Raw genomic sequence first — 11243 nt, 5'->3', positions numbered from 1 at the left:
GGCGGCAAGTTGGCGAAAAAGCTGTCGTTCAGGCCGGTCGTTTACGCCGTGACAGCCGCGCGCGGCCTGGCGCCCACCAGTTCTCTCAGTCTCTCTTGCGTCTCCCGGTCCGTGGAGTAGAGGACAGTGCCGACCATCCCGCGGGTCAGCAGCACCTTGTACGTGTTGCGGATCAGGCGTTCCACATCGGCGTCGGGTGTCGATCGCTTGAACACCGGGTCCTTGGACGCCGTACGGTCCGTCACCCATCGGTCGCCGCGCCACACCAGATCAGGGCCGATGATGACGCCGGACCAGTCGTACTCGAAGCCCTGGGCGGTGTAGACACAACCGATCTGTCCAAAACCGGCCGGGTCCGTGGCCCACAGGGCGGACGGCGGTGCGCCGGAGACGGAACGGTCGCCGCGCAGGTTCCAGGGGCGCGCCCAGGCGCCGATCCTCACGTCTGCCGGGAGGGGCTGTCCCGGCTTGGGCTCCGGGGACCACGGCCAGCAGTAGCCTGCTGACATACGAGCGCTGTAGCGCTGGCCGCGGCGGTCGTCCAGAAAACTTTCCATCTCTTCCGGGCTCTCGGCCAACAGGAGTTGCATGCGGTCATCCGGGTCCCACACCACCGGGCCGCCGGGCTCCAGCCCCAGAAGCCGCACCACCCAGCGCAGGTAGGCGTCGCTCCCTCCGCAGCGGAACTGGCTTTCCAGCCTTATGACGGGGCAGTTCAGCCCCCTGCGTGCCGCTGCGGCTCGAATGTCTTCCACCGTGCCCATCTCGCCCGGGCGCACGACCTGGTGCTCGTCGAGCAGGAAGACGGGCACTTTGGCCACGTCTATCAGTTCGTCGATCTGCTGCTTGCCGGTCCGGCGTGCGGCCGGCGTGTACCGGTTGGCGGATGTCTCACGGATGCGGTGGGCCTCATCACAGACCAGGACGTCGAGGCTGTTCTTCTCCGTCATCATGAAGCTGTTGAAGTACTTGAAGAGATCCTGCACTTCGCGCTTCCTGGCACCCGCGACCTTGCGCATCGTCTTGGTGAAGGACTGCGACCCGGTCGCATGCAAAGCCGGGACGCCTCGCCGGTACAACTCGCCGAGCAGGGAGAGCGCGATGACGCTCTTGCCGGTGCCAGGACCACCGGTGATGACCACGACCTCCTTGTGGTCGGAATGCTGGGCCCTGCGTACCGCGTTGAGGACCTTGCGGTAAGCGACCTGCTGTTCGTCGAGGAGTACGAACTGCTCCCTCTCACGGACTTCCTGTGCCGCGACTGCCATCAGCTGCTTGGAGGGCACCGTCTTGCCGGCGAGCAGCGCGTCAGCGACTGCAGCGCCCGGACAGTCAGGGCTGAGCCGGGCACGCACGTAGTCGATGAACCCACCGCGGGTGTCGCCCGCGAACAACTGGCCCCACTGGTCGGACTCGATCTCGCGCAGTGCAGCCACATCGAACTCGGTTGCGTTATGCAGGAGAGCCACTCCCCCGACCCTCTCCGGGTGGCCGGCGACAGCGCCGTTGAAGTTGACGAGGTACGTGCAGTAGCGGCGCACCTGCTCGATGGGGTTGAGGACCGGCTGAGTATAGGCAGCGACGTGGCAGAGGACCGGGTCGTCCTCGTCCGGGACTACATCGCTCCACTGCTTGAGCTCCACCACAACATAGGAAGGATCGCCCGTGCGTGGGTGAATCCCGGCGAGGACCGCGTCGGCTCGCTTGCTGTTCATCGGGAGCGCGTACTCGAGCAGGACCTCCACATCACCGAGTCCCGCGTCATTGAGCGCGGCGGTCAGCGCGGGGATGCTCCGCTCCCAGGACCGCGCTTCCGAAGGGCTGGGCCGGTAACCGTGCATGTGGGTGAACTGCTCGGTGAGGTGAAGATAGAGCGAACTGTCGAGCGCCATGGCGGCGACCGTTTTCGCAGACGCGCGGAACAACAAGGACTTCCCCCCGGGCAGCACGAAACAAGTCGTGCGGGTGGGGGCATGTCCTTCGAGACTCCACGGGGTGGAGCGGAAGCCCGTCGGGCCGCGTTGACGATGTGTTCGAGCGTACCTGGCGGTGTTGACTGTCGTACCGGTGGTCACATCGGTGGCAGCGCGTGTTGCGCCTGGGGCTGGGCTCCTCTGCGGATACCCGACCAATGTGGGAAAAGTAAGGGCCCGACCCCGAAGAGTCGGACCCTCCCTGATCTGCCCGTCTGCCAGATCAGCGACGTAGCGCTAAGTCACCCGCTACACGTTGAAGCGGAACTCCACCACATCCCCGTCCTGCATCACATACTCCTTGCCCTCCATGCGCGCCTTGCCCTTCGCGCGGGCCTCGGCGACCGAGCCGACCTCTACCAGGTCCTCGAAGGAGATGACCTCGGCCTTGATGAAGCCCTTCTGGAAGTCGGTGTGGATGACACCGGCCGCTTCGGGGGCCGTGGCGCCCTGGGGGATCGTCCAGGCGCGGGACTCCTTGGGGCCTGCCGTGAGGTAGGTCTGGAGGCCGAGGGTGCGGAAGCCGACGTGGGCGAGGGTGGCGAGGCCGGGCTCTTCCTGGCCCACCGACTGGAGGAGTTCGAGGGCCTCGTCCTCGTCCAGCTCCGCGAGGTCCGACTCCAGCTTGGCGTTGAGGAAGATCGCCTCCGCGGGGGCGACCAGGGCGCGCTGCTCGGCCTTGAAGTCGTCGTCCGTCAGCTCGTCCTCGTCCACGTTGAAGACGTAGAGGAAGGGCTTGGTGGTGAGGAGGTGCAGGTCGTGGAGGAGCTCCTCCTTGCCGGAGCCCTGGACGATGCCCTGGGAGAACAGGGTGTCGCCCTTCTCCAGGATCTCCTTGGCCGCCTCCACCGCCGCCACCTTCGGAGCGATGTCCTTCTTGATGCGCGACTCCTTCTGGAGGCGCGGCAGGACCTTCTCGATGGTCTGGAGGTCGGCGAGGATCAGCTCGGTGTTGATCGTCTCGATGTCGTCCTTGGGCGAGACCTTGCCGTCGACGTGTACGACGTTCTCGTCCTTGAAGGCGCGGATGACCTGGCAGATCGCGTCCGACTCGCGGATGTTCGCGAGGAACTTGTTGCCCAGGCCCTCGCCCTCGCTCGCGCCGCGCACGATGCCCGCGATGTCGACGAAGTCGACCGTCGCCGGGAGGACCTTCTGGGAGGAGAAGATCTCGGCCAGTTTGGTGAGGCGGGGGTCGGGGACGCCGACCACGCCGACGTTCGGCTCGATCGTGGCGAACGGGTAGTTGGCCGCCAGCACGTCGTTCTTGGTCAGGGCGTTGAACAGGGTCGACTTGCCGACATTGGGCAGACCGACGATTCCGATCGTGAGCGACACGTTGCGACTTCCCGTACGTGAGGGCTGTGTGGGTGGACGGCCCGGAGGGCCGGAGCGACCGTGGGGCGATCCCCCAGTCTACGGCGTGCCGTCGCCGCCCCCGCCTGCCCGTCGCCCCCGCTTCGAACGCATGGCCAAGGTCGTCCCAAGGGCGTGTCCCGCGCCGGATTCGGCGCCGTACCCCGCCTAGGTTGGTCCAGTGGAGCAACACAGGACGCGTCCCCCTCAGTCCAGCCCCAAGGCCACCCGGTCCGCCTCCGGTACCGCCTCGCCGGCCCGGCCGCCGCGCCGGACCGCACCGCTGCCCCCACAGGGCGGGCCCCAGCAGCCCGGCACGGTGTACCGGGCCGCGCCGGGGCCGCGCCGTCCCGCCCCGCCGTTCCTGCGTGCCCTGCGCCGGGCACCGCTGTACCGCACGCTGTACCGCTCGGTGCGGCGCATGCCCAACCCCCGGCTGACCGGGCTCGGCAGCGGGGTCTTCTGCGCGGCGGTGATGTTCCTGCTCGCCTGCCTGATCCGCCTGGTCGCGGGCGACTCCGTCGTCGCGTACGGCGTGCTGTTCCTGCCCGTGGCGGCGCTCACGGCCCTGTGGGTGCGGCCGGCTGACCTGATCACCGCCCCGGTGAGCGTGCCGATCGGCTTCGCGGCCGGCGTGCTGCCCGTCTCGGGGGGCACGGGCGGGTTCGGCGGCCAGTTCATGGGGCTCGTGACCACGCTGGCCCTGCACGCCGGCTGGCTGTACGCAGGAACGCTCGTCGCCGGGCTCGTCGTGACCGTACGGAAGGTCAGGCTGATGGCGCAGCGGAGGCAGGAGCGGTCCGTCTCGCAGGGGCCGGGTGCGGGTGCGGCGGGTGCGGGCTCGGGGGCGAGCCCGAACCCGAGCCCCGGGAAGCGCCTGCCCACCGCCTAGGAAGCGGGAGGTCCGCGTACGCGCGGGGAAGCTGCGTACGCGCGGAGAGGCTACGCCTCGGCCGCCGCCATCGCCGCTCCCACGATGCCCGCGTTGTTCTGCAGCTGCGCCGGGACGATCTCCGCCGAGATGCCCTCGATGAGCGGCAGGAACTTGTGCGCCTTGCGGCTCACTCCGCCGCCGATGATGAACAGCTCCGGGGAGAACAGCATCTCCACGTGCGCCAGGTACTTCTGGACGCGGTGCGCCCAGTGCTCCCAGCTCAGGTCGTCGTCCTCACGCGCCTTGGAGGAAGCCTTCTTCTCCGCGTCATGGCCGTTCAGTTCGAGGTGGCCGAGCTCCGTGTTCGGTACGAGGCGGCCGCCCGTGAAGAGCGCGCTGCCGATGCCCGTGCCGAGGGTGAGCAGGATGACCGTGCCCTTGCGGTCGCGGCCCGCGCCGAAGTGCATCTCGGCGACGCCCGCCGCGTCCGCGTCGTTCAGGACGGTGACGGGGACGCCGCCGAGCCGCTCGGAGAGCAGGCCGCGGATGTCCTTGCCGATCCAGCTCTTGTCCACATTGGCGGCGGTGCGCGCCGTGCCGTCCGTGATGACGCCGGGGAAGGTCGCTCCGATGGCCCCCTTCCAGCCGAAGTGCTCCACGACCTCGCACACACCGTCGACCACGGCCTCCGGCGTCGCCGGATGCGGGGTCAGTACCTTGTGCCGCTCTTTTGTCAGGTCTCCACGATCCAGGTCCACGGGAGCGCCCTTGATCCCGGATCCGCCGATGTCCACACCGAAGATCTGCATGGCTCCCACCGTACGGCTCCCGCGCGCTCGGCGCTGGGACGACCCTCAGCGCTGGGACAGCTCGGCCGCTTCGGCGCGCAGGTCCCTGCGGAGCTCCTTGGGGAGGGAGAAGGTGATGGACTCCTCGGCTGTCTTGACCGTCTCCACGTCTTCGTAGCCCCGCTCGGCGAGCCATTCGATGACGCCGTCGACCAGGACGTCCGGGACGGAGGCGCCCGAGGTCAGGCCGACCGTGGTGACGCCCTCCAGCCAGGCCTCGTCGATTTCGTCGGCGTTGTCGACGAGGTGGGAGGCGGCGGCGCCGGCGTCCAGGGCGACCTCGACCATGCGGATGGAGTTCGAGGAGTTCTTGGAGCCGACGACGATGACCAGCTCCGCGTCCTCGGCGAGCTTCTTGACCGCGGTCTGGCGGTTCTGCGTGGCGTAGCAGATGTCGTCGCTGGGCGGCGAGAGGAGGTTCGGGAACTTGCCCTTCAGGGCGTCGACCGTCTCCATGGTCTCGTCCACGGAGAGAGTGGTCTGGGAGAGCCAGACGACCTTGTCCGGGTCGCGGACCTCTACGTTCGCGACGTCCTCGGGGCCGTCGACCAGCGTGATGTGGTCGGGCGCCTCACCCGACGTACCGATGACTTCCTCGTGGCCCTCGTGCCCGATGAGGAGGATGTCGTAGTCCTCCTTGGCGAACCGGACCGCTTCCTTGTGCACCTTCGTGACCAGCGGGCACGTCGCGTCGATGGTCGCCAGCTTGCGCTCGGCGGCCTCCGCGTGGACGGTCGGGGCGACGCCGTGCGCGGAGAACATGACGATGGAGCCCTCGGGGACCTCCGCCGTCCGGTCGACGAAGATCGCGCCCTTCTTCTCCAGGGTCTGCACCACGTATTTGTTGTGGACGATCTCGTGGCGGACGTAGATCGGGGCCCCGTACTGCTCCAGGGCCTTCTCGACGGCGATCACGGCACGGTCCACGCCCGCGCAGTAGCCACGGGGAGCGGCGAGCAGGACACGGCGGGAGCCAGGCGTAGCAGTCATGCCCCCCATCGTAAGGCCGCGTCCAGCGCGTCAAAGATCGCCCGGTTGGGGAGACTGGGGACCTGCGTTGATCTACGCGTCGCTCTTACGGCGCTCCACGGAGGCACGGAGGCACGATGTCCGGACAGTCCGCCAGTACGGGAGCCCATGCCGAGCCCGCGGGGAGCGCCGAGCCCCCTCGGGGGGACGGGCTGCGGCGAAGTCTCGGCTTCCGGGACCTCGTCGTCTACGGGCTGCTCTTCATCGCCCCCATGGCGCCGGTCGGCGTCTTCGGGACGCTCGACGCGAAGTCGCACGGCGCGGTCGCGCTCGTCTATCTGATCGCCACGGTCGCGATGGCGTTCACCGCATTCAGCTACGCCCAGATGGTCCGCGTCGTCCCCCAGGCGGGGTCCGTCTTCGCCTACGCGCGCGCGGGGCTCGGGAAAGGACCCGGGTTCATCGCCGGGTGGATGGCGATGCTCGACTACCTGCTCATCCCGGCGGTCGCGTACCTCTTCTCCGGTATCGCCATGAACTCGCTCGTGCCGTCGGTGTCCCGGTGGGTGTGGACGGCGCTGGCGGTGCTCATCACGACCGCGCTGAACCTGTGGGGCGTGCGGACGGCGGCGCGGGTGGGCTTCGCGGTGCTCGCGATGGAGGTCGTGGTGCTGCTGGTCTTCGTCGTGGCCGCCGTGGTGGTGCTGATCCGGGACGGGGCGCAGCGGGGCTGGCTTTCGCCGCTGTCCGGTGACGGTTCGCAAGGGGCGTTCGCGCTGTCGGCGGTGGTGGGCGCGGTGTCGATCGCCGTCCTGTCGTACCTGGGCTTCGACGCCATCGCGTCGTTCGCCGAGGAGGTGACGGGCGGTTCGGCGAAGGTCGCGCGGGCGGTGCTGCTCTGTCTGGCGCTCGCGGGCGTCCTGTTCGTCGCCCAGACGTATCTGGTGGCCCTTCTGGAGCCGCTGTCGTCGGCCGAGCTGGCGGCGGAGCCGGGCAAGCAGGGCACGGCCTTCTACGACGCGGTGGACTCGGCCGCCGGGTCGTGGCTGCACGACCTGGTGGCCGTGAGCAAGGCGATCGGCGCGGCGTTCGCGGCGCTGGCGGGGCAGGCCGCGGCGGGGCGGCTGCTCTTCGCGATGGCGCGGGACCGGCGGCTGCCGAGGGTTCTGTCGAAGACGGACTCCGGTACGCCGCGGGTCGCGCTGCTGTGCGCGGCCGTGGTGACGCTGGTGGCCGCGGTGTGGGCGGCCCGCCGCGACGACGGCATGGACCACCTGGTGTCGGTGGTCGACATCGGCGCCCTGACGGCGTTCCTGCTGCTGCACGCGAGCGTGGTGGGCTGGTTCGCGGTCCGCCACCGCGACGCGGCGTTCTCCTGGTGGCGCCACCTCCTCGTGCCGGTCCTGGGTGCGGCGATCGTGGTGGCGGTCATCTGGGAGGCGTCGGGCTCCGCCCAGGTGGTGGGGGCGGTGTGGCTGGGGGTGGGGCTGGTGGTGCTGGTGGCTCAGGGGGCGGATCGCGGTGCGGGCGCGGGGGCGTCGAAGGCGTAGGGCACCTCTTCGCGGGCCGGGCCTCTCGTGCGGAGCCCGGCCCTCGGCGGGCCCCGCCCCGTCCTGCCGCCCGTGCGCCTGCGGGTCGCTCTCGGGCGGTCGCGCAGTTCCCCGCGCCCCTGGGAGTGGATCGGGCCGCTGTGCGTGTGCGGGTCGGTGGGGGCTGAGCGCGCAGTTCCCCGCGCCCCTGGGGGTGGCTCGGACCGCACCGCGTGTGCCGGTCGGTGGGGGCTGAGCGCGCAGTTCCCCGCGCCCCTGGGGGTGGCCCGGACCGCACCCCCGTGTGCGGGACGGTGGGGGTTGAGCGCGCAGTTCCTCGCGCCCCTGAGGGGCGCGCCTCTCGGTCGTGCGTTCGGCCGGGGTCCCCAGGGGCGCGGGGAACTGCGCGACCAGCCACGGACGGCCCGCACCCGGCCAGAGGCAGACGCAGGTACACGCGCAGGCCCCCGCGCCAGGCAGGCGGCAAGACACGACACCGCCAAAGGCCGAGCGGCCCGACTACGCTCGGCGCATGGCTCTCAACACGTCCGCGGACGCGCCCCTCCCCGTGGGGGAGGTATCGCGGCTCATCGGTGGGTGGATCGACCGGCTCGGCGCCATCTGGGTCGAGGGACAGATCACGCAGCTGTCCCGCAGGCCCGGCGCCGGCGTCGTCTTCATGACGCTGCGCGACCCGTCACACGACATCTCGGTGAGCGTCACCTGTTACCGCCAGGTGTTCGACGCGGTGGCCGACGTCGTCTCCGAGGGCGCCCGCGTCGTCGTCCGCGCCAAGCCGGAGTGGTACGAGCGCCGGGGGCAGCTGTCGCTGCGGGCCGCCGAGATAAAGCCGGTCGGCGTCGGCGAACTGCTCGCGCGGATCGAGCAGTTGAAGAAGAGCCTCGGCGCGGAGGGCCTGTTCTCGCCGGAGCGCAAGAAGACGCTGCCCTTCCTGCCGCAGCTCATCGGGCTCGTCACCGGCCGCGCCTCCGCCGCCGAGCGCGACGTCCTGGAGAACGCCAGGCACCGCTGGCCCGCCGTCCGCTTCGAGGTGCGCAACGTCCCCGTGCAGGGAGTGCACGCCGTGCCGCAGGTCGTGCAGGCCCTGAAGGACCTGGACGCCCACGCCGGGGTCGACGTGATCATCGTGGCGCGCGGCGGCGGCAGCGTGGAGGACCTGCTGCCGTTCTCGGACGAGCAGCTGGTGCGCGCCGTGGCCGCGTGCCGTACGCCCGTCGTCTCCGCGATCGGCCACGAGCCGGACAACCCGCTCCTCGACCACGTGGCGGACCTGCGCGCCTCGACGCCGACCGACGCGGCCAAGAAGGTCGTGCCGGACGTCGGCGAGGAGTACGAGCGCGTGCAGTGGCTCCGGGACCGCGCCCGGCGCAGCATGGACGCCTTCCTGGACCGGGAGACCCGCGGCCTCGCGCACGCTCTGGGCCGCCCGTCCATGGAGCACCCGCACCGGATGGTGGAGGAGCGCGAGGAGCAGGTCTCGGCGCTCGTCGACCGCAGCCGCCGCACACTCGGGCACCTCCTCGACCGGGCGGGCTCCGAGCTGACGCACACCCACGCGCGCGTGGTGGCCCTCTCCCCCGCCGCGACCCTCCAGCGGGGGTACGCGGTGCTGCAGAAGCCGGACGGCGCGGTCGTCCGCGCGCCGGAGGAGGTGGACGCCGGCGACGAGCTGCGGGCGCGCGTGGCCGAGGGCGAATTCACCGTACGAGCCGTACGGACCGTACGAGTCGACAATTAGGGTGGGCGCATGACCAGCAAGACGGACGAGGCCGCGGGCTCCGCGGACGCCCTCGGCTACGAGCAGGCGCGGGACGAGCTGATCGAGGTCGTACGCCGCCTGGAGACCGGCGGGACGACCCTGGAGGAGTCGCTGGCCCTCTGGGAGCGCGGCGAGGAGCTGGCGAAGATCTGCCGCCGCTGGCTGGACGGCGCCCGGGCCCGGCTCGACGCGGCCCTTGCGGGGCCCGAGGTGGACGAGGACGCGGACACCGACTCCTGAGGCAGTACAGCACCGACCTGCGCGCTGTGAACCGGATCACCCAGCTCCAGTTTTGATTGAAAGTTGAACAGCACCGGCGTACTGTCGTTGTGGCGGGCTCGGAAACGGGCCCGGCCGACACACCCCGTACGTCGAAGAAGGTTGATCCATGTCTCTCGCCCTTGACCCCGCCGCCCAGGACCTGCTGTTCCGCGAGGCCCGCACCGCGAACACCTTCACGGACGAGCCGGTCACCGAGGAGCAGGTCCAGGCGATCTACGACCTGGTCAAGTACGGCCCGACCGCCTTCAACCAGTCGCCGCTGCGCGTCACCCTGGTCCGCTCCCCCGAGGCCCGCGAGCGCCTGGTCCAGCACATGGCGGAGGGCAACCGCCCGAAGACGGCCGCCGCGCCGCTCGTCGCGATCCTCTCCGCGGACAACGAGTTCCACCACGAGCTCCCCGCGCTGTTCCCGCACTTCCCGCAGGCCAAGGACGCCTTCTTCGCGGAGCGCCCGGTCCGCGAGCAGGCCGCGCTGGTCAACGCCACGCTGCAGGCCGGCTACTTCATCGTCGGCGTGCGCGCCGCCGGTCTGGCCGCGGGCCCGATGACCGGCTTCGACTTCGCCGGCGTCCAGAAGGAGTTCCTGGACGACGACCACACCCCGCTGATGGTCGTCAACATCGGCAAGCCGGGCGAGGACGCCTGGTTCCCGCGCTCCCCGCGCCTGGCCTACGACGACGTCGTCACGACGGTCTGACGCACGGCGCACGAAAGGGCCCCCGGCACGCCGCCGGGGGCCCTTTCGCGTGTCTACAGCCGTGTCTGCGGCCGTGTCTGCAGCCGTGTCTGCGGCCAGGTGGTTCAGGACATCTTCAGTGACTCCGCCACCTTCGCCAGCTGACCGAAGGACGCCGTGCCCGTGACCACCGTCGTGGCGCCCTCCCCCTCGATCACCAGGGCGTCGTACTTCGAGCCCTCGTACCGCTGCCAGGTGCGGCCGGCGATCTCGTCGGCGGCCTCCGTTTTCGAGGCGTTCTGCGTGACCCTCTTGATGAACGCGGACGGCTTCTCCGTCGACTGCTCGACCGCGACGTACTCCTCGTCCGGGTCGAGGAAGCCCAGGTGCCACGCGTCGTCCTCGGCGCCGTTGAACCGCACGGACGTCGGCTTCCACGTCTTGGGCAGGCCCTCGGGCGCCGCCACCGGGTACGCCGCGGCCCGCCGGGCCGTCAGGAGCTCCACGCGGTAGTCGACCCGCTTCACCGAGCTCTTGGACTCGTCGTGCGGAATGAAGAGGTAGATCACGCCCGCGGCGAGCACGATCACCACCAACGACCACAGCATGTTCTTGACCGTCTGAGTGCCTTGTCTTCCTGCCACGCCCCCATGTTCTCAGGCGTCGGCCGGGCCCCTTCCCCCGGTATCTCCATCGCCATCTCCGTCGCCGCCCGGGGCCGCTCATGCGTGGGCCCCTCTGCTCATTTTGTCGGCCTACGGATAGAGTCGTTCACAATCCCTCATCCGGCCGTCGTCGTATCAGCAGAAAGGTGCGCTCCGATGACCGAGCATCATCTCCCGTCCGAGCTCGAGGTTTCCCCCGAGGCTCCCGACCGCAACCTCGCCCTGGAGCTCGTCCGGGTCACCGAGGCGGCCGCCATGGCCGCGGGCCGCTGGGTCGGCCGCGGCGACAAG

Annotated in this window: 11 protein-coding genes; 6 read left to right on the top strand and 5 right to left on the bottom strand. The window is 70.2% G+C overall.

All coding sequences use genetic code 11. The features are described from left to right. Positions 1–41: 41 nt before the first annotated feature. Both ACI2L3_RS38325 and ychF read right to left on the bottom strand, forming a co-directional pair. The gene (locus ACI2L3_RS38325; protein ID WP_404757123.1) at positions 42–1928 is read right to left on the bottom strand and encodes a DNA/RNA helicase domain-containing protein; all 1887 of its coding nucleotides are present in this window, start codon (positions 1926–1928) and stop codon (positions 42–44) included. A gap of 294 nt (positions 1929–2222) precedes the next feature. Then, positions 2223–3311: a redox-regulated ATPase YchF gene (ychF, locus tag ACI2L3_RS38320; RefSeq protein WP_404757091.1), complete on the bottom strand. Its 1089-nt coding sequence runs from the start codon at positions 3309–3311 to the stop codon at positions 2223–2225. Between the two features lie 199 nt (positions 3312–3510). Between ychF and ACI2L3_RS38315 the strand changes: the two genes are divergently transcribed. Then, entirely contained in the window at positions 3511–4221 is a 711-nt protein-coding gene (locus tag ACI2L3_RS38315) for a DUF6542 domain-containing protein (RefSeq protein ID WP_404757090.1), read from the top strand. 50 nt (positions 4222–4271) lie between these two features. Here the strand turns inward: ACI2L3_RS38315 and ppgK are convergent, their stop codons facing one another. Next, positions 4272–5012, bottom strand: a complete 741-nt coding sequence (gene ppgK / locus ACI2L3_RS38310) for a polyphosphate--glucose phosphotransferase (protein ID WP_404757089.1) — start codon at positions 5010–5012, stop codon at positions 4272–4274. A gap of 45 nt (positions 5013–5057) precedes the next feature. Next, a complete protein-coding gene (locus tag ACI2L3_RS38305) occupies positions 5058–6050 on the bottom strand; it encodes a 4-hydroxy-3-methylbut-2-enyl diphosphate reductase (RefSeq protein ID WP_404757088.1) in 993 nt (330 codons plus the stop codon). A gap of 107 nt (positions 6051–6157) precedes the next feature. Between ACI2L3_RS38305 and ACI2L3_RS38300 the strand changes: the two genes are divergently transcribed. The 4 genes from ACI2L3_RS38300 to ACI2L3_RS38285 all read left to right on the top strand — a co-directional run bounded on the left by ACI2L3_RS38300 (position 6158) and on the right by ACI2L3_RS38285 (position 10308). After that, entirely contained in the window at positions 6158–7570 is a 1413-nt protein-coding gene (locus tag ACI2L3_RS38300) for an APC family permease (RefSeq protein WP_404757087.1), read from the top strand. A gap of 511 nt (positions 7571–8081) precedes the next feature. Next, a complete protein-coding gene (gene xseA, locus ACI2L3_RS38295) occupies positions 8082–9308 on the top strand; it encodes an exodeoxyribonuclease VII large subunit (RefSeq protein WP_404757086.1) in 1227 nt (408 codons plus the stop codon). Between the two features lie 9 nt (positions 9309–9317). Next, positions 9318–9569, top strand: coding sequence for an exodeoxyribonuclease VII small subunit (locus ACI2L3_RS38290; protein WP_404757085.1), 252 nt, complete (start codon positions 9318–9320; stop codon positions 9567–9569). Between the two features lie 148 nt (positions 9570–9717). After that, the gene (locus tag ACI2L3_RS38285) at positions 9718–10308 is read left to right on the top strand and encodes a malonic semialdehyde reductase (RefSeq protein WP_404757084.1); all 591 of its coding nucleotides are present in this window, start codon (positions 9718–9720) and stop codon (positions 10306–10308) included. A 104-nt stretch (positions 10309–10412) separates the two neighbouring features. On the opposite strand, the gene ACI2L3_RS38280 is transcribed toward ACI2L3_RS38285, so the two are convergent. After that, complete coding sequence (locus tag ACI2L3_RS38280; protein WP_404757083.1) at positions 10413–10931, bottom strand: DUF4245 domain-containing protein; 519 nt, start codon at positions 10929–10931, stop codon at positions 10413–10415. A gap of 177 nt (positions 10932–11108) precedes the next feature. Between ACI2L3_RS38280 and ACI2L3_RS38275 the strand changes: the two genes are divergently transcribed. Further along, positions 11109–11243, top strand: a 135-nt coding sequence (locus ACI2L3_RS38275) for a fructose-bisphosphatase class II (protein WP_362720339.1), incomplete at its 3' end; no start/stop codon positions are given.

The organism is Streptomyces sp. NPDC029674 (assembly GCF_044903205.1).
Taxonomy (GTDB): domain Bacteria; phylum Actinomycetota; class Actinomycetes; order Streptomycetales; family Streptomycetaceae; genus Streptomyces.
The sequence above is the reverse complement of the archived record's forward strand: the minus strand, read 5'-3'. Positions and strand labels throughout refer to the sequence as shown.